Genomic DNA, 18,821 nt, shown 5'->3' on the forward strand with positions numbered 1-18,821 from the left:
TCTCAGGCCCGCACGACCTCCTCCGACGACGGCAGCGGCGAGGTGCCGACCACGGCGGGCAGCGCCGCGAACGCCTGCGCGAGGTCGGCGATCAGGTCGTCGACGTTCTCGAGCCCGATCGACAGGCGCAGCACATCGGCGGCCGGTCGCGCCTCCGGCGGCACGGGCCGGTGAGTCAGCGCCGCCGGATGCTGGATCAGCGAATCCACACCTCCCAGCGACACCGCGTGCGTGAACAGCGTCGTCGCCGTCGTGACGGCGGATGCCGCGGCGAACCCACCCTGCATCCGCATCGCGATCATCGCGCCGGTGCCCCGCATCTGCCGCGCGAGGAGACCGTGCGGGTCGCCGTCGAGCCCCGGATAGAACACCTCGGCGACCTCGGGCCTGTCGATCAGCCACTGCACGACTCGGCGCGCGTTCTCCTGCTGCTGGCGCATCCGCACGGGCAGCGTGGTGAGCCCGCGGTGCAGCAGGTAGGCGCCGAGCGGATGCAGCAGCCCCCCGGTCACCGCCCGTACCCGGCGCAGGGCCTCGGCGGTCTCTTCGCTGCAGGCGACCACACCCGCGATCACATCGCCGTGTCCCCCCAGATACTTGGTGGCGCTGTGCAGCGACATCGCCGCGCCCAGGTCGATCGGGTTCTGCAGCACCGGGGTCGCGAAGGTGTTGTCGACGACCACGGGCACCGCGCCGGCCTGCCGCACCACGTCGGCGATGTCGGCGAGCTCGAGCGTGGGGTTGGCCGGCGTCTCCAGCACGACAAGTCCGGTGTCGGGACGGATGCTCGCCGCGACCTCATCCGGGTAGCAGTAGGTCGTCTCGACGCCGAGCAAGCCGGACCCGAGCAGGTGATCGGTACCGCCGTAGAGCGGGCGGACGGCGACCACGTGCCGCAGCCCGGTCGCCCCGGTGTGCGCGAGGATCACCGCGGTCATCGCCGCCATGCCCGACGCGAACGCCACCGACGCCTCGGCGTGCTCGAGCTCGGCGAGCGCCTCCTCGAACCGGGCGACGGTCGGGTTCCACAGCCGTGCGTAGACCATGCTGCCGTCGGCCGGTGGTCGCCCACCGGTCGCCATCGCCTCATACGAGTCGCCTCCGCGCTCGATGTCCGGCAGCGGATTCGTGGTCGACAGGTCGATCGGCAGCGCGTGGACCCCCAGACCCTCGAGGTCGGAGCGGCCGCTGTGCACGGCGACGGTGTCAGGATGCAGCGGTGCAGTCATGCCTCCACGTTGCCGGAATCTCGGTTTCAGTGCAGAGAATCGACAGTATTCGCCAGTGAAGAGCCGCATCTCGCTATTCTGAGCAATATTCGACATCCGAGGAGGGATGACATTGGCGAAAGCGCAAGGCACGCCGCTCGACGAGATCGACCTCGAACTCCTGGCCGTCCTCACCCACGACGCGGACATCACGAACAAGGCACTCGCCCACCGCCTGAACCTCGCGGAATCGACCTGCGCGCACCGCGTGCGGTCGCTGCGCGAGCGCGGAGTCATCCGCGACACCCGCATCCGTCTCGATGAGGCCGCCGTCGGCTTCCCGCTGCAGGCGATCATCAAGGTGCGTCTCGCGAACCACACCGGGCAGAAGGTCACCGCGCTCTTCGACGCGCTCGCGAACATTCCGCGCGTGCTGCAGGTGTTCCACGTCGCCGGGGTCGACGACTTCCTCGTGCACGTGGCGGTGCAGGATGCCACGGCGCTGCGTGACATCGTGCTCGAGCACATCACCGTGCACTCGGTCGTGCGCGGCACCGAGACGCAGCTGGTGTTCGAGCTGCGCGACGGCGTCGGCCTGCTCCCCCGCTACGTGCGGGAGGATGGACTGCACGCCAGCAAGGGAGCATCATGAGCCGCAGTGCCACCGCCGCCACGCACACCGTCCGCGAGATGCGCGACTTCCTGTTCGCGCACGCGACCGACTACGCCGCCGCGCGTGCCGGATTCGCATGGCCGCAGGTCGATGAGTTCAACTTCGCGCTCGAGTGGTTCGACGTCGTCGCTGCCGAGAACCCCGACCGCCCCGCCGTGCAGATCGTGTCGGCCGACCTGAGCCTGCGCGCCTGGACCTATGGCGAGCTCTCCGCCCGCTCCGACCAGGTCGCCTCGTGGCTGACAGGCCTCGGCATCCGCCGCGGCGACCACGTGATCGTGATGCTCGGCAACACGATCGAGCTGTGGGAGGTCATGCTCGCGATCACCAAGATCGGCGCGGTGTCGATCCCGACCTCGACCCTGCTCTCGGCATCCGACCTCGCGTATCGCATCGAGCACGGGCGCGCCCGCGCCGTGGTGACGCTGGGGTCGCTGAGTGACCGGCTGACGGGCATCGACGACGCCATCCTGCGCATCGGCGTCGGCGAGGGCACCCCCTCCGACTGGGTGCGGTTCGCGGATGCGGCGAGCGCCCCGACGACGTTCGAGCCCGACGGGCCGACTCCCGCCACCGACACCGCGCTGCTCTACTTCACCTCCGGCACGACCAACCGTCCGAAGCTCGTGCAGCACACGCACGTCTCCTACCCGGTCGGCCATCTGTCGACCATGTGGTGGCTCGGCGTGCGCCCCGACGACGTGCACCTCAACATCTCATCGCCCGGATGGGCGAAGCACGCCTGGTCGAGCTTCTACTCGCCGTTCCTCGCCGAGGCGACCGTGTTCGTCTACAACTACGAGCGCTTCGACGCGAACACGCTCATGCAGGTCATGGACACCCACCACGTCTCGACGTTCTGCGCCCCGCCGACCGTGTGGCGGATGCTGATCCAGGCCGACCTCAGCCGCCTCACTCACCCGCCGCGCGAGCTCGTGGGCGCGGGAGAGCCGCTCAACCCCGAGGTCATCGACCGCGTGCGCGACGCCTGGGACGGCACGATCCGCGACGGCTTCGGCCAGACCGAGATGACCGCATGCATCGGCAACTCCCCCGGTCAGGCGGTGAAGGTCGGCTCGATGGGCCGCCCGCTGCCCGGCTACCCTGTGGTGCTGCTCGACCCGGTGACCGGTGCGGTGGTCGACAGGGAAGGCGAGATCGCGCTCGACCTGGCCGATGCGCCCCTCGGCCTGATGGCGGGGTACTACGACGATCCGGAGAAGACCGCGGAATCCCGCGTCGGCGGCTATCACCACACCGGTGACATCGCTTCTCGCGACGCGGACGGCTACCTGACCTACATCGGTCGTGCCGACGACGTGTTCAAGGCCTCGGACTACAAGATCTCGCCGTTCGAGCTCGAGTCCGTGCTGCTCGAGCACGAGCTCGTGATCGAGGCGGCCGTGATCCCGAGCCCCGACCCCACGCGACTCTCGGTACCGAAGGCGTACGTGTGCCTGCATCCCGATGCCACCGCCGACGAAGCCGAGGCCGCCCGCTTGATCTTCGCCTTCGCGCATGACCGACTGTCGTCGCACCTGTGGGTGCGCATCATCGAGTTCGTGCCCGAGCTGCCCAAGACCATCTCGGGCAAGATCCGCCGGGTCGAACTGCGCGCCCGCGAGGCTGCTCGGGTGGACTCCGGCGACGACGCCGGTCAGCACCGCGACCGCGACTACCGCTGAGCCCCCCTCTTCTCCTCTCAAGAACGGCGAGGCCGGGCAGCCGGACTCCCGCGAGCACGCCAGAGCTCCTCACAGGTACCCGCGCCTGTGAGGAGTTCTGAACGGGCGACGACCGCGCTCAGCGCGTCGAGACGATCGGAATCGCCGACGTCACCGGCGACGACTTCACCGTCGACACGACCGGGGCCCCCACGGCCACCGGAGCCGTGACCGGTCGACGCGACGGGCGTCCGCCGTCGGCGACGTTCACGATCGCGCGCGCCACGCCCCCGAGCACCAGCATCGCGGCGAGCGCCGCCACCGAAGCGATCAGCGGCAGCCACTGGTTCGCGAACGATGCGGTCAGACTCAGCAGCGCGAACGGGATCCACAGCCCCACTGCGCCACCGATGAGCCCCCCGGCCCCTCGCATGATCGCTATCCCCGCAACGATCGCGCACAGCGCCGCCAACGCGGCACCGACGACGCCGATCGGCACCAACACAGCGGCCAGTTCATTAGCCACTCTCAATGTCGTCATGATGACCCCCCGGTCTGCGGAACATCCGCTACTTCACACTATGAAAGTGTCCGCGATAAGCCATCCGTCTCCAGTGCGACACGCATCATCCTGCAGGAGGATCTTTCTCGCGCGGCCCGCGGACGGCGTCAGCGGCGGGCGCTGCGCTTCGGCCGGGTGAACCGCAGACGCCGCAGACGCGAGGAGCGGATCACCGGCACCGACTGCGTGATCACGGCGTCCACGACCATCGAGCCGTCGGTCGGCCCCACGATCGCGATCGCCGAGGTCTCGGTCGCATCGATCGGATCCACAGGCAGGCGCCCGAGCGCCCGGTGCGCGCGCACGTACGCGGGCACCAGGAGCACGATCGCCCCGACCCACGCCAAGGGGTTGCTGAGAGCGACGCCCGTGAAACCGATGGCCGCCCCGAGCACCACAGCCGCGCCCACGCGCATCACGAGCTCGATCACGCCGGTCACCGTGGGCACCAGCGTGTGGCCGAGTCCCTGCAGAGCGCCGCGGAGCACGAACAGCATGCCGAGCGCCCAGTAGCCGCATCCGTTCACGATCAGCATGAGGTGCGCGAGCTCGACGACATCGTCGGAGCCGTCGCCGATGAACAACCGCACCATGGGGGCGCCGAACGCGATGAGCAGACCACCCAGCACGAGGCCGGCGACGATCGCCATCCACGTCGCCTCGACCACGCCTCGACGGATGCGGTCGGGGCGGCGTCCGCCGTGATTCTGCGCTGCGTACATCGAGACCGCGAGGCCGAGGGAGGACAGCAGCGCGACGGCGAGGCTGTCGACGCGGGATCCTGTCGTGTACGCGGCTACCGCGTCGGCGCCCAGGGTGTTCAGCGCCACCTGCACGGTGAGCGTGCCGATCGCGATGATCGAGGCCTGGAAGCCCATGGGCAGTCCGAGACGCAGGTGTTCGGCGAGATCGGCGCGGGTGATGCGCCAGTCGGCCCGGCGCAGGTGCAGCATCGGGAGGCGGCGGCGCACGAACTCCAGGCACAGCACGACCGACACGGCCTGGGCGATCACGGTCGCGAGTGCGGCGCCGCCGACGCCCCACTCCAGGGGACCGACCATGAGCACCACGAGTCCGACGTTCAGCGCGCACGACACCGTGAGGAACACCAGCGGGGTGCGTGAATCACCGATCGCGCGGATGATCGCCGAGAGGTAGTTGAAGAACATCGTGGCGCCGGCGCCGAGGAAGCTGATCTGCGTGAACACGGTGGCCTCGGCCATGAGCTCGGGAGGCGTCTGGAGCACCGCCAGCAGAGGTTCGGCGATCAGCGGCGCACCGATCATGAGCACGACGCTGGTGATGGCGCTGAGGACCACGCCCGTGGCGACGGAGCGGCGCACGGCATCGTCATCACGAGCCCCGAAGGCCTGAGCGATCGGGATCGCGAAACCGCTGGTCAATCCCCAGGCGAAGCCGAGCAGCAGGAACAGCAGCGCCCCGGTGGCGCCGACGGCGGCCAGGGAGTCCACACCGAGATGCCGGCCCACGACGATGGCGTCGGCGAACTGGTACAGCTGCTGCACGACGTTGCCGAGCAGGAGCGGGACGGAGAAGGCAAGGATGACACGCCACGGACGGCCCGTGGTGAGGGAGGTGGCCATGAAGGTGAGCTCGCAGGACTGGAGTGCGGATCGGGGGGAGGCACCAGCTTATCGAATCGATTCGGCCCCTGTCATCCACTGGTTTTCACGCAGGGCACCCCGGCCGCGGAAGAGGCACCGTCCCTGCGGGGAAGGTGCCTCTCTGCCACCGGAGCGATCAGGCGACAGCGGGGGCCGTGGCCGGCGCGGTCAGGCGCGTGCGCAAGGCGAGGAAGAGCAGGATCATCCCGGCGGTGAGGAGCATGTGGCCGAGCCCGGCGATGCCGGCGATCATCTTCGACGACTCCAGCCCCAGCACCGTGAGGCACCCATGCCAGACCATCATCGCGGAGGTCAGGACGAGACCGGCGATGTACGTCCAGAAGAACCAGCCGAACAGGCGGCTCTGCGACAGCGCGAACTGCTTCTCGAGCAGCAGCACGATCAGCAGCACGACGAAGCCGAGCGTGAGCAGGTGCGTGTGCACCAGCCCCAGCTGCGTCGATGCCCCCTCGGGGAAGTCGTTGAGCTTGGTGAACTCGCGGTAGAAGAGCCCGGAGGCGACCCCGGCCACCATGGAGGCGAACGCGGCGTAGAACAATCTGCGCATCAGATTCCTTTCGATCTGATTCCAGCCTCGGCGTCGACGCCGGATCGGGGATCCATCGAACGGTGGAGATGCGGATGCAGACGCCGGTGCCGTCAGATCAGGCCGGACTCGCGGGCGATCGCGAGCGCCCGCGCCCGACTGTCGGCACCCAGCTTCTCGAACACGTGCACCAGATGCGTCTTGACCGTGGCCTCGGTGACGAAGAGGGTCTTCGCGATCTCGCGGTTCGACGAACCGGTGTCGAGCAGACGCAGCACATCGAGCTCGCGCTCGGTGAGCCGCACCCGCGGCGCCCTCATGACCTGCACGACCCGTTCGCTCAGTTCCGGCGTCAGCACGAGCCCTCCCGCCGCAGCCTGCCGGACGGCGCGGACGATGTCTTCGGGGGCGATGTCCTTCAGCAGGTATCCCGCCGCTCCGGCCTCGATCGCCCCGAGTATCTCCGCATCCCGATCGAACGTCGTGAGGATGATGACGGCAGGGGCCGGGTCCTGCGCCCGCAGTGCTGCGGTCGTCTGCACACCGTTCATCCCCTCACCCAGGCGCAGGTCGCACAGGACGACGTCGGGGTGCAGGTGCCGGGCCAGCGCGACGGCCTCCTCCCCCGAGGCTGCCTCACCGACCACGTCGATGTCGTCGCGTCGGTCGAACAGCGAGCGCACGCCCGCGCGGACGATCGGATGGTCGTCGTCGAGCAGCACGGTCAGGGCGGTCATCCGCTGACCCCGTCCGCAGCGGCCCGCACGGCCGGGATGCCGCCCAGCGGGAGATGAGCCGAAAGAGCGGTCCCGTCGCCCGGAGCGCTCTCGACATCGAGCCCTCCGCCGAGCTCGCGCAGCCGCGCCCGCATCGAGCGCAGTCCGTAGCCCCCGCCGTCCGATCCGACACCACCGCGGGCGGCCCACCGGGTGGCGTCGAAGCCCCTCCCGTCGTCGACGATGTCGAGACGCACGGTCTCCCCGGCATCGGCCAGTGTGACGACCACCCGCGATGCGCCCGCGTGGGACCGCACGTTCGCCAGCGCCGACTGGGCCGTGCGCAACAGCGCGACCTCGGCGTCGAGCCCCAGCGACGGCAGCTGTTCGTCCGCATGCAGGGTCGTCTCGATCCCCGTCTCATCGGCGAGCCGTTCGAGCATCCTCTCGAGAGCATCCCCGAGAGCGGTCGCCTCGAGCTCGGCGGGCATGAGCGCGTTCACGATGCGCCGGGCGTCGGCCATCCCCTCGGCGGCGAGCGCCCCGATCTGCTCGAGCGTCTTTCGCGGAGGAGAATCCCCGCTCAGCTCGACGCCCGAACGCGCCAGCATCCCGATGGAGGACAGGCTCTGCGCCACGGTGTCATGGATGTCACGGGAGACGCGCGTGCGCTCGGCGCTCGCCCCGGATTCGCGCTGCGTGCGCGCGAGCTCATCCTGCAGCGCCGCCATCTCCTCCTGGGTCGCGACGAGCGACGCGATCAGGCGTCGACGTTCCCGCCCGTCGCGGACCAGCTCGAGATACCCGCGCGAGATGCCGAGCGCGAAGACTCCGCCGACGAGGGGGCCGATCACGTTCGCATAGCTCGTGGTGCCGGTGTGCGCCAGCGGCGCGATGATGACCACAGCGAGGATCACGGCGCTGAGCGGCACCGCCCCGCGCATCTGCATCACGAAGCCGGCGAGCAGCCACAGCGAGAAGGCGAGCCAGATGAACTCCGGGGAGAGGGCGACCGCGCCGAGCCAGATCGCGGTCAGCCCGAGCAACCACCCGGTGGCGAGGCGTCGATCGTCGGTGCGTTCGCTCAGCAGCAGTCCCCCGCCGTACCACCCGGCGAAGACCAGCGAGACAGCGACGACGATCGGAAGAGGGATGCCATCGGATGCCGCGCGCACCGCGCCGATCACCACGAGCACGGCGGTGATGACAGCCTGTCCGATGCGGATCGATCCCACCAGGCTCGCCCAGGTCCGGGCCGGCCGGGCCACGGCGGCGGCAGCGCGGGGCGGTTCGAACGACGACATCCTCACATTCTTGCGCCGACGGCTGACGTGCGCCTCCATCGTTCGACCGATCCGGGGCGGACTGCTGACGGTGCGCGGATATCCTGAGGCGGATGACCTCCGCCCGCACGTACCCCGCGACGATCGCGACGCCGGTCGAGCACGAGATCAGCATCCGCAAGTCGCGCTTCCTCACGCGCATCGAACCGGTCGGTTCGGTCGAGGAGGCGGAGGCCGTGATCGCCGGCATCCGCAAGCGCGCCTGGGATGCGAACCACAACTGCACCGCGATGGTCACCGGACTCCTCGGCGATCAGGCCCGGTCCTCGGATGACGGCGAGCCATCGGGCACGGCAGGTGTGCCGATGCTCGAGGTGCTGCGCCGACGCGAGCTGACGGATGTCGTCACGGTGGTCACGCGGTACTTCGGCGGGGTGAAGCTCGGCGCGGGTGGCCTCGTGCGGGCGTACTCCTCGGCGGTGTCCGAGACGCTCGACCTCGCCGCGCTCGTGCGTCGGGCGGCTCTCACGCAGGTGCGCATCGACGTGGCGCACGCGGATGCCGGCCGCTACGACAACCTGCTGCGCGACTGGGCTGCGCACCACGGGGCGACGCTGGGCGAGCCGCAGTACGCGACCCTCGCCACCCTGGAGCTCTGGGTGCCGGAGTCTGAGATCGCGCGGTTGACGGATGAGCTCGCCGCGGCATCCGCCGGCGCCGTCATGCCCGTGATCGGCGCCGAGCGCATCGTCGACGTGCCGGACTGAGCGCCGCCGTCGCCGCGGCAGTTGCGGTCGCCGTTCACAACTCAGGAAGAACTGTCGCCCCCGCGACCGAGAACCCCGGAATGACGCGGGTCCGCAGTGCCGATGCTGCGGTTCTTCCGGAGTTATGAACGCCCGCCTCCGGCGAACCCACACGCCAGGGCGGATATCCTGGATGCCGCGAACCTGGAAGGAGAGCGATGTTCGACAGTCCGCTCTCCGCCTCGGCGTACGAGATCCTCGGCGTGGAAGCCACGGTCGACGACGCCGAGCTGCGGCGTGCATATCGGCTCCGCCTCCGGCAGACGCACCCCGACACGGGTGGCGACGCCGCCGTGTTCATCCAGGTGCAGCGCGCCTGGGAGCTGGTCGGCACCCCCGACGACCGCGCCGCCTACGACCGGCGCACCGGTGTGGCCACCGACACCACGTGGAGCGGATGGCGTCCGCCCGCAGCCCGCGCCGACACCCGACCCCGCGCCCGCTCCTACGGCCACCCCGGTGGCTGGCGGCGCGAGCGCTACCTCGTGCTCATCCGCGAGTGGGCCGGCCGTGGTGTCGAGGTCCCTGATCCGTACGACCCCGCGCTGGTGCGCTCGGCGCCGCGCGAACTGCGCCGCATGCTCGCGGATGCTCTGGCCGAGGAGTCCACCGCCCGCACGGTCTCGGACCTCGGCATGGGGTTCACGGTGTGGCACGACGTCGATGCGGGCAAGGACGCCGACGACAAGCTCGACCACGTGGTGCTGAGCCCTTCGGGCCTGTACGGCATCATGTCCGAGGACTTCGGCGGGGTCGTGGGCTTCCGCCGCGGCGAGATCACCGGACCGAGCCTCGGCACGCGCGCCCCGGTCACCGGCACGCTCTCGCGCATGCGCACCGTCGCTCGTGCCGCCCGCGTGCGCTTCGGCGGTGCGATCATCGTGCTCCCAGATGACGACCTGTCCCAGGCGGTCACCCCGCTCGGCACCAGCCGCGGCGTTCCCGTCGTCGTGGTGCGTCGCAGCGCGCTCGCGATGGTGCTGCGGCAGGGCGTTCCCGGCGCGCGGGCCATCGGCGGCAACGAGCTCTTCGATGTGCGCACCCGGCTGCAGCAGACCGTCCGCTTCGTCTGAGGCGCTCTCACCTGAGGCCGTTCCGCCCGTCCCCCGCCAGGAGTAGCGTTCCGCGCATGGCGATCTCCACCGACGTGCGCGACTGGCTGCTCGACTCCGATCCGAGCCTGCGCTGGCAGGTCGAACGCGACCTGCTCGATGCCCCACCCGAGGTGTGGCAGGCGACGAGGGACCGCGTGGCGACCGAGGGGTTCGGCGCCGCGGTGCTCGCACATCAGGACCCCGACGGGCAGTGGGCGGGAGGAGCGTACTTCCCCGCCGGCTTCTTCGGCAGCGCCGAGGCGGATGCGCCCGGCCAGCCCTGGGTCGCCACGACCTGGGCGCTGAAGGACCTGCGTGACGCGGGGCTGGACGCACGCATCCTCGAGGGCACCGCCGAGAAGCTGGCCGTGAACAGCCGCTGGGAGTACGACGATCTTCCCTACTGGGGCGGCGAGGTCGACGTGTGCATCAACGCCTTCACCCTCGCCACCGGAGCCTGGCTCGGCGTGGAGATGAGCGCACTGGCCCGGTGGTTCGTGGAGCATCGACTCGCGGACGGCGGCTGGAACTGCGAAGCCGAGGAGGGGAGGTCGACCAGATCGTCGTTCCACTCCACCCTCAACGCGGTGCGCGAGCTCCTGTACTACGAACAGCTCACCGGCGATCACTCCGTTCGCGATGCTCGACACGGCGGCGAGGAGTACCTGTTGCGGCGCCGACTGCTCCACCGGCTGTCGACCGGCGAGCCGGTGGGCGACTTCGTGCACGAGTTCACCTATCCGCACCGGCACCGCTACAGCGCGATCACGGCACTCGACCATTTCCGTGCTGTCTCGCTGTATGAAGAAGTCCCTCCGGACCCCCGGCTCGACGACGCGGTGGCGCTGGCGCGGGCCGCGCGTCTCCCTGACGGGACCTGGCGCCAGGGAGCGCCGCTGCTCGGCCGCACCTGGGTCTCGGTCGATGTCCCCGAGGGCGCTCCTTCGCCGTGGCTGACGTTGTTCGGGACCCGCGTGCTCGACTGGTGGGACGCCGCGCGCTGAGGGTTCCGCCCGCTCGTTCCGCATCCGCCCGGTGACCAATCCCCTGCACCGGGGGAACCTCGGCAACCCCATTGACTTCTGCTATCAAACCGGTTTACGCTCGCTGCCGTACCCACCTCGCTGCGTGGGTCATTCCCACGAGGAGGTGGCATGAGCCGCACGACGATCGCCGACGTCGCCCGAGAGGCAGGCGTGACCAAGGCCACGGTCTCGCATGCCCTGAGCGGCAACCGCCCCATCTCGGAAGAGACCAGGGCGAAGGTGCTCGCTGCGGCCGAGAAGCTGAACTGGGTGCCGAGCCAGAGCGCCAGAGCCCTCGCCACCCGCCGCGCCAACGCCGTCGCCGTCGTGCTCGCCCGAGACCCCGAGGTCATCGCAAACGACTCGTTCTTCCCCGCCTTCATCGCCGGAGTCGAGTCGGTGCTGACCGAGACCGAGACCGCGCTGATCCTGCAGGTCGTGCCCGACCGCGAGGCCGAGGAGCGGGCCTACCGTGCCCTCACCCACGGCCGCGCCGATGGCGCCCTGCTGCTCGACCTGCGCGACGACGACTGGCGCGTGCCGTTCCTCGACGACCTCGGTCTTCCGACGGTGCTGGTCGGCGCGTACGAACAGCCCTCCGCGTTCTCCTGCGTCCGCACCGACGACGCCGCGCCGGTCCGCGAGATCATCACCCACCTGCGTGACGCGGGGCACGAACGCATCGCGCACGTCTCCGGCCCGCTCGACTACGTGCACTCCCGTGCCCGCGCCGACGCCTACATCGACACGATGGGCGACGACACCCTGCTGCGCGAGGGCGACTTCACGGCTGCCAGCGGTCGCGCCCTCACCGAGGAGCTGCTCGCCCTCCCCCAGCGTCCGACCGCCATCGTGTACTCGAACGACACCATGGCGATCGCCGGCCTCTCGTTCGCCCGTTCGCAGGGTCTCGTCATCCCCGACGACCTCGCGATCTCCGGATTCGACGACGATCACCTGTCGGCGCATCTGTCCCCGGCGCTCACCAGCGTCTCATCCGACCCCGCGGCCCGAGGCCGCGCTGCCGCCCGCCTGCTGCGGGCAGACATCCTCGGAGCGCACCCGCGCACCGAGATCGTCGACTGCAACGTCGTGCACTTCCGCGAGAGCACGGCTGCATCGTCGGCCGCTCCACCCACTGTGTCGAGGAGGACACCATGAAGAAGATCCGCGCAGTCGCGCTCATCGGCGCCGTCGCACTCGTCGCCACCGGATGCTCCGCCGGAGGAGGAGGAGGAGACGACTCGGGCTCCGCCGAAGGCACCGGACCCATCAACGTCTGGCTCTCGAACAACGAGCAGGAGGTCGCCTGGGGCACCGCCGTCGTCGAGGCCTGGAACGCCGACCACCCCGACGAGAAGGTCACCGCGCAGGAGATCCCGGCCGGCTCCTCGTCCGAGGAGGCCATCACCGCGGCCATCACCGCCGGCACCGCTCCCTGCCTGGTCTACAACGTCGCCCCCGCAGCCGTCTCCGGCTGGGTCAAGCAGGGCGGGCTCGTCGACCTGAGCAAGATCGACGGCGGCAGCGACTACATCACCGCCCGCAGCGGCGACGTCGAGAGCTACTCGACCGACGGCAGCTTCTACCAGCTTCCGTGGAAGTCGAACCCCGTCATGGTCATGTACAACAAGGCGCTGTTCGAGGCGGCGGGCATCGACCCCGAAGACCCGCAGATGAACACCTACGACGCCTTCCTCGAGGGTTCCCGCGCGATCGTCGACTCCGGCGTGCAGAGCGCCATCTGGCCGGCTCCCACCAGCGAGTTCTACCAGCCGTGGTTCGACTTCTACCCGCTCTACCTCGCCGAGACCGACGGCACGATGCTCGTCGAGGACGGCAAGTCCACGTTCGACTCGGATGCCGGCCGCGAGGTCGCCGAGTTCTGGAAGACCTTCTACGACGAGAAGCTCGCGCCGAACGAAGCCTCGACCGACGACGCGATGTCGGCCGGGACCACCGCGATGCAGCTCGCCGGCCCCTGGGCGATCCCGTCGTACGCCGACACCGTCGACGTCGGCTTCATGCCGGTGCCCACGAGCGACGGCCGCGAGAACCCGATCACCTTCGCGGACTCCAAGAGCGTCTCGATGTTCACGTCGTGCAAGAACCAGGCAACGGCATGGGAGTTCCTGCAGTTCTCGACCAGCGTCGAGAGCGACGGCGAACTGCTCGAGCAGACCGGACAGATGCCGATGCGCACCGACCTGACCGAGACCTACGGGGACTACTTCGACGCGAACCCGGACTACGTGGCGTTCGCCAAGCAGGCCGAGGCGACCGCCGATGTGCCCAGCATCCCGAACTCCGTCGAGGCCTGGCAGGCCTTCCGCGACGAGTACTCCGCCGCGGTGATCTTCGGCAAGAACTCGATCGACGACTTCCTCGCGAACGCGGCGGAGAAGATCGACAAGCTCGTCGCCGAGTGACATCGTGACCGACAACCGACGGTTGCGTACCCGATGGCTGGGTGCGCAACCGATCGGCGGCCTCTTCACGCTGCCGTACTTCGTCTTCGTGATCGCAATCTTCGCCTACCCGCTCGGGTTCGCGGTCTACATCGCCTTCCACGACTACTTCTTCACAGCGCCGGGCGTCGAGGTCGACCGCCCGTTCGTGGGCTTCGACAACTTCGTGACGGTGCTCACGGATCCGCGGGTGCTGGACGCGTTCCGCAACACCCTCGTGTTCCTCGTGATCAACGTGCCGCTCACCGCAGTGCTGGCGCTGGTGCTGGCAGCTGCGCTGAACACGGGCATCCGCTGGGTCGCCGCGTATCGCGTGGCGTTCTACGTGCCGTACCTGACTGCGAGTGTCTCGCTGGTGGGCGTGTGGATGCTGTTGTTCTCGGGGAACGGCCTGATCAACACCGTGCTCGGTCCGCTCGCGCCCGACCCCTCGTGGCTCGTGAACAGCGGACTGGCGATGCCGATGATCGCGCTCTACGTGACCTGGAAACAGCTGGGCTTCTACATCCTGCTGTACCTGGCCGCGCTGCAGAACGTGCCCAAGGAGCTCTACGAATCGGCCGAGACCGATGGTGCGGGCCCGTTCACGCGCTTCCTGCACGTGACCATTCCCGGGGTGCGCAGCGCGACCACGCTCGTGCTGATCCTCTCGATCATCACCGGCGCCAACCTCTTCACCGAGCCGTACCTGCTCACCAACGGCGGAGGCCCGGACGGCGCCTCCTCCACCCCGGTGCTGCTCATCTACCAGCTGGGCATCCAGCAGCAGAACCCCGACACGGCGGCGGCGATCGGCATGATCCTCGTGATCCTGGTCGGGATGCTGTCGCTGGCCGCCAACCGCGCAACCAGGGAGCGATGATGAGACGCCGACGTTCACTGCCCCGCATCCTGAGCATCATCCTGCTCACGGTCGCGGCGATCGGGTTCGCCTTCCCGTTCTACTTCATGCTGGTCGGAGCGTTCCAGGAGAACCCGACGAACTCGCCGAGCGAACTGCTGCCCACCGGCGGCTGGACGGTCGACAACTTCATCGCGATCGACTCGCGCATCGACCTGATGGGCTCGCTGCTCAACTCGCTGATCTTCACCGCAGGCGTGCTGCTGGGAACCGTCGTGTTCGGGCTGCTGGCCGGCTATGCGATCGCCCGCCTCGACTTCCGCGGACGCGGAGTGGTGTGGGTGCTGATGCTGCTCGTGCAGATGGTGCCGTTCCAGCTGCTGATGATCCCGCTGTATGTGCAGATCACCCGCAACTACGGCCTGGGCGACTCGTACCTGGGCATGATCCTGCCGTTCCTGATCAACACGACGGCGGTGTTCATCTTCGTGCAGTTCTTCAAAGCTCTCCCCGTGGAGATCTTCGAGGCCGCCCGCATCGACGGCGCGGGCGAGATCCGCCTGCTCACCTCGGTGGCGATCCCGCTCATCAAGCCGGTGCTCGTCACCGTCGTGCTGGTCACGTTCATCGGCCCCTGGAACGAATTCCTGTGGCCGTTCCTCATCACGAAGGATGCGACGCTGCAGCCGCTCGCCGTCTCCCTCGCGAACTACATCTCCAACGTCGCGCAGTCCACCGCGAACCCCAACGGGGCGATCCTCGCCGGCGCCACCGCGCTCGCGTTCCCGGTCGTCATCCTGTTCGTCGTCTTCCAGCGCTTCTTCACCGCCACCGACCTTGGCGCAGCCGTCAAAGGCTGATCCCCCGCTGTCTAGCCAGAAAGGGCATCCATGTTCACCGGAGCCTCCTTCCCCCTCGGACCGTTCACGCCCCACGAGGGCAACCCGATCCTGCGTCCCCGCGGCGCGAGCTGGGAGTCCGCGAACCTCTACAACCCCGCCGCGATCGTCGACGGCGACGAGGTCGTGCTCCTCTACCGGGCCCATGCGGACGACATCGTCTCGCACATCGGCATCGCCCGGTCGCGCGACGGCGTCACCTTCACCCGCGAGGATGCACCGATCCTCTCGCCCTCGGAGGACTACGAGCGGTTCGGCTGCGAGGACCCCCGCATCGCGCTGATCGAGGGCACCTACTACCTCACCTACACCGGGTGGGACCGCCGCAGCGCCCAGCTGTGCCTGGCCACCTCGACCGACCTGCGCACCTGGACCAAGCACGGCCCGCTGTTCGACGACTTCGACACGTTCAAGACCATGGACCCGCGCGGGTTCAACTGGTCGAAGGCCGGGGTCATCGTGCCGCAGCGGATGCACGGCACGTGGTGGATGTACTTCGGCGAAGGCGCGATCTACTGGGCCACCAGCGACGACCTCATCCACTGGACGCCGGGCACCCCCGACACCGAGCCGATGTACTCGCCGACGCCGGGCACCTGGGACGAGGCCCTGGTCGAGATCGGCACCTCCCCCGTGGTGACCGACAACGGACTGCTGCTGTTCCTCACCAACGGCGCCACCCGCACGGTGCATGACGACGGCACGGTCGACGTGGACTACCGCTGCGGCCAGATCGCGATCGATCCGGATGACCCCACCCGGGTGATCGCGCGGATGCAGGAGCCGTGGCTGCGTCCGCAGACCTTCGAGGACACGCACGGCCTGGTCTCCAACGTGACCTTCGTGGAGGGTCTGGTGAAGTTCCAGGACAAGTGGTTCGCGTACTACGGGCAGTCCGACACGACCCTCGCGGTCGCCATCCACGATCCGGCCGAGTCCTGGGGTCGTGCGCTGCGCGAGCCCGGTTCCGACACCCCCTGAATCCGGCCCGTACGGCCCGGGGTCCTGCCCGCCACGGCCTCGGTTCCGGCCCCGGTTCGACCCCGGTCCGGCCCCGGTTCGACCCGACGGATCGCGGAGGTTCGGACGGATCACGGAGGAATCTCCGCACTTTCCTCCGTGATCCGTCATCCGCTCCGCGATCTGTCGCACCGACACCGACACCGACACCGACACCGACACCGACACCACCCCACCCCACCCCACCGAACATCCACCGACCGCACGAAGAAGTGACGACATGGACACCTCACGACGCTCATTCCTGACCATCGCGGCGACGGCATCCGCCCTTGCCCTCCTCCCCGTCGACACCGCCGTCGGCGCGACGACCACCACCGCAGGCGCGGCCGGTGCACTGCCCCTCGAGGCAGCCCGGCGCCCTCGCCTGACGAACCTCGCGCACCTGCGCTTCCTGTTGGCTGAGGTTCCTGTCGCGCCGAGCGACACGCACACGACGTTCGGGATCGACACCCGGCCGATCGTGCGCGCCCCCTGGACCTACGCCGACACCGACGGGGCCGGCGGCTTCCGCCCGGTCGGCGGCGGCACGCGCGATGCGGTGACCGGGTATTGGACGCAGGGCGCCTACAACGCGGACGACATCGCCCGTGCGGCCATCGTGTTCCTGCGCGACTGGAAGGCCACCGGCGAGGCGCAGAGCCGCGACGAGGCACGCGACCTGCTGCGTTCGCTCGCGTTCCTGCAGACCACGACGGGTCCGAACGCCGGACGCGTGGTGCTGTGGCAGCAGGAGGACGGCACGCTCAATCCGAGCGCGATCCCCGTCGAGCTCCCCGATCCGTCCGACTCCGCCGAGTCCTACTGGCTCGCCCGCAGCGTGTGGGCGTTCGGCGAGGGCTATGCCGCGTTCCGGCGCGAGGATGCCGAGTTCGCGAAGTTCCTGCGCGCCCGCCTGCACCTGTGCCTCGATGCCCTCGGCAAGGAATCGCTGTCCCGCGCGGGGCAGTGGGTGCGCAGCGACGGCCGCAAGCTCCCCGCCTGGCTGATCGCCGGAGGAGCGGATGCCACGGCCGAAGCGATGCTCGGCCTGGCCGCCGCGGCCGAAGCCGGCGACTCCCGCAGCCGCGGTGCACTGCAGACCTACGGCGAAGGCGTGGCCGCGATGTCCACCGACCCCTCGAAGGGCTGGCCGTTCGGCGCCGTGCTGCCGTGGACCGGTTCACTGGGCTTCTGGCACGCCTGGGGCGCGGCCGCACCCGAGGCGCTCGCCCGCGCGGGATCGCTGCTGCGTCGCCGCGACTGGACCGCCGCCGCGGTCGCCGATGCCGGACGCTTCACGCCCCAGGTGCTCGCCTCGGGCGGTCCGCACAACGCGTGGGCGCCGCTGCCCGCCGAGGCGCAGATCGCCTACGGGGCGCACGGCCGGGTGGCCGGCGCGGTCGCCGCGGGCGGAGAGGGCCATCGCGCTCTCGCCGGTCTCGCCGCCGGCTGGTTCTTCGGCGCGAACACCGCGGGCGTGCCCGTGTACGACCCCGCCACCGGCGTCACCTTCGACGGCGTGGAGACCGACGGACGCGTGAACCGGAACTCCGGCGCGGAGTCCACGATCCACGGGCTGCTCACGATGCTGCTGCTCGACGCCCACCGCGACGTCGCCGACATCGCGACCTCGATCACCGGCCTGCGCTCGTTCTCAGGGCTGCGCGTGATCGACGCCGAGACCGCGCGCCGGTCGGCCGGCGCCGTGGTCGAGACCCCGGCGGGTGGCGCGTGGACCGGCGAGGGGAACCTCTCCGGCGGCGCGTTCGTGCGGCTGCCGAAGGGCGAGTGGGTCGAGTTCGACGTCACCGAAGCGGGCGGCACCCTGCACGGACTCGTCTGGCGTCAGGCCGCGGCCGCGGGCGACGCCGTGTGGGAGGTGTTCCGCGGCCGTCGTCGCCTGTGGACGACCAAGACCCCGGCCGGCGGCACGGGCGATCGCGGACTGACCGAGGCGGACGGGATGCTGGTGCCCGAGCTGCTCGGCGGCGACCTGCCGGATGCCGCCGTGACCGTGCGGTGCACGAGCCGGGGCGACGTGCGACTCGACGCACTCGTCATCCAGCCCCGCATCGTGAACGCGGTGTACACGACCACGGCGGGAACCGCGGTGCTCTACGCCAACGGCACGCGCGCGGAACAGCGGGTGCCGGCGCTCGGGCGCGGGAACGGGCGGGCCTACGACGCCGACGGCTCCTCGCGTGGCCAGGCCGTGCAGGGCGCGAAGGTGCGGGTGCGGGGCGCGGGCTTCACGATCACCCGTGGCTGACGCCGGAGCTGAAGTCCCCGGTTCGGCGGGTGACGGATCACGGAAGTCATGACGGATCACGGAGACATCGCCACAGATCGTTCCGTGATCCGTCATCCGCTCCGCGATACGTCGGCCGCAGGGTGACGCGATAACCGGA

The 18,821-nt window shown here is 69.7% G+C and carries 17 protein-coding genes; 11 read left to right on the forward strand and 6 right to left on the reverse strand.

All coding sequences use genetic code 11. The features are described 5' to 3' along the window. Positions 1-2: 2 nt before the first annotated feature. Entirely contained in the window at positions 3-1,229 is a 1,227-nt protein-coding gene (locus KZC51_RS01760) for a trans-sulfuration enzyme family protein (protein WP_247628301.1), read from the reverse strand. 106 nt (positions 1,230-1,335) lie between these two features. Between KZC51_RS01760 and KZC51_RS01765 the strand changes: the two genes are divergently transcribed. Both KZC51_RS01765 and KZC51_RS01770 read left to right on the forward strand, forming a co-directional pair. Continuing rightward, positions 1,336-1,860, forward strand: coding sequence for an Lrp/AsnC family transcriptional regulator (locus KZC51_RS01765; RefSeq protein WP_247628302.1), 525 nt, complete (start codon positions 1,336-1,338; stop codon positions 1,858-1,860). Beyond that, positions 1,857-3,566, forward strand: a complete 1,710-nt coding sequence (locus KZC51_RS01770) for an AMP-binding protein (RefSeq protein WP_247628303.1) — start codon at positions 1,857-1,859, stop codon at positions 3,564-3,566. Before KZC51_RS01765 ends, KZC51_RS01770 begins: the two co-directional genes overlap by 4 nt. Before the next feature lie 118 nt (positions 3,567-3,684). Here KZC51_RS01770 and KZC51_RS01775 read toward each other — a convergent pair whose 3' ends face one another. The 5 genes from KZC51_RS01775 to KZC51_RS01795 form a co-directional block, all read right to left on the reverse strand. After that, the gene (locus tag KZC51_RS01775) at positions 3,685-4,086 is read right to left on the reverse strand and encodes a hypothetical protein (protein WP_247628304.1); all 402 of its coding nucleotides are present in this window, start codon (positions 4,084-4,086) and stop codon (positions 3,685-3,687) included. A 128-nt stretch (positions 4,087-4,214) separates the two neighbouring features. Next, positions 4,215-5,711, reverse strand: coding sequence for an MATE family efflux transporter (locus KZC51_RS01780; protein ID WP_247628305.1), 1,497 nt, complete (start codon positions 5,709-5,711; stop codon positions 4,215-4,217). A gap of 157 nt (positions 5,712-5,868) precedes the next feature. Then, the gene (locus tag KZC51_RS01785) at positions 5,869-6,300 is read right to left on the reverse strand and encodes a DUF2871 domain-containing protein (RefSeq protein ID WP_247628306.1); all 432 of its coding nucleotides are present in this window, start codon (positions 6,298-6,300) and stop codon (positions 5,869-5,871) included. 92 nt (positions 6,301-6,392) lie between these two features. Continuing rightward, entirely contained in the window at positions 6,393-7,016 is a 624-nt protein-coding gene (locus KZC51_RS01790) for a response regulator (protein ID WP_247628307.1), read from the reverse strand. Beyond that, positions 7,013-8,299, reverse strand: a complete 1,287-nt coding sequence (locus tag KZC51_RS01795; protein ID WP_247628308.1) for a sensor histidine kinase — start codon at positions 8,297-8,299, stop codon at positions 7,013-7,015. The genes KZC51_RS01790 and KZC51_RS01795 overlap by 4 nt, the downstream gene beginning before the upstream one ends. Positions 8,300-8,391: 92 nt before the next feature. Here KZC51_RS01795 and KZC51_RS01800 point away from each other — a divergent pair, with 92 nt between their 5' ends. The 9 genes from KZC51_RS01800 to KZC51_RS01840 all read left to right on the forward strand — a co-directional run bounded on the left by KZC51_RS01800 (position 8,392) and on the right by KZC51_RS01840 (position 18,682). After that, entirely contained in the window at positions 8,392-9,045 is a 654-nt protein-coding gene (locus KZC51_RS01800) for an IMPACT family protein (RefSeq protein WP_247628309.1), read from the forward strand. A gap of 197 nt (positions 9,046-9,242) precedes the next feature. Continuing rightward, on the forward strand, positions 9,243-10,157 hold the full coding sequence (locus KZC51_RS01805; RefSeq protein ID WP_247628310.1) for a J domain-containing protein: 915 nt from the start codon (positions 9,243-9,245) through the stop codon (positions 10,155-10,157). A 56-nt stretch (positions 10,158-10,213) separates the two neighbouring features. Next, positions 10,214-11,182 carry a squalene cyclase gene (locus KZC51_RS01810; RefSeq protein WP_247628311.1) on the forward strand — a complete coding sequence of 323 codons (969 nt, stop codon included), beginning with the start codon at positions 10,214-10,216 and terminating at the stop codon, positions 11,180-11,182. Between the two features lie 150 nt (positions 11,183-11,332). After that, positions 11,333-12,364 (forward strand): LacI family DNA-binding transcriptional regulator, encoded by a 1,032-nt coding sequence (locus tag KZC51_RS01815; protein ID WP_247628312.1) that lies wholly within the window; start codon positions 11,333-11,335, stop codon positions 12,362-12,364. Further along, the gene (locus tag KZC51_RS01820) at positions 12,361-13,632 is read left to right on the forward strand and encodes a sugar ABC transporter substrate-binding protein (RefSeq protein ID WP_247628313.1); all 1,272 of its coding nucleotides are present in this window, start codon (positions 12,361-12,363) and stop codon (positions 13,630-13,632) included. The genes KZC51_RS01815 and KZC51_RS01820 overlap by 4 nt, the downstream gene beginning before the upstream one ends. Before the next feature lie 4 nt (positions 13,633-13,636). Further along, the gene (locus KZC51_RS01825) at positions 13,637-14,533 is read left to right on the forward strand and encodes a carbohydrate ABC transporter permease (RefSeq protein WP_247628314.1); all 897 of its coding nucleotides are present in this window, start codon (positions 13,637-13,639) and stop codon (positions 14,531-14,533) included. Beyond that, a complete protein-coding gene (locus KZC51_RS01830) occupies positions 14,530-15,372 on the forward strand; it encodes a carbohydrate ABC transporter permease (protein WP_247628315.1) in 843 nt (280 codons plus the stop codon). The genes KZC51_RS01825 and KZC51_RS01830 overlap by 4 nt, the downstream gene beginning before the upstream one ends. Positions 15,373-15,402: 30 nt before the next feature. After that, on the forward strand, positions 15,403-16,392 hold the full coding sequence (locus tag KZC51_RS01835; RefSeq protein ID WP_247628316.1) for a glycoside hydrolase family 130 protein: 990 nt from the start codon (positions 15,403-15,405) through the stop codon (positions 16,390-16,392). A gap of 259 nt (positions 16,393-16,651) precedes the next feature. Next, positions 16,652-18,682 (forward strand): hypothetical protein, encoded by a 2,031-nt coding sequence (locus KZC51_RS01840; protein WP_247628317.1) that lies wholly within the window; start codon positions 16,652-16,654, stop codon positions 18,680-18,682. Positions 18,683-18,821 lie beyond the last annotated feature (139 nt).

Source organism: Microbacterium croceum (assembly GCF_023091245.1).
GTDB classification, from domain to species: Bacteria; Actinomycetota; Actinomycetes; order Actinomycetales; family Microbacteriaceae; genus Microbacterium; species Microbacterium croceum.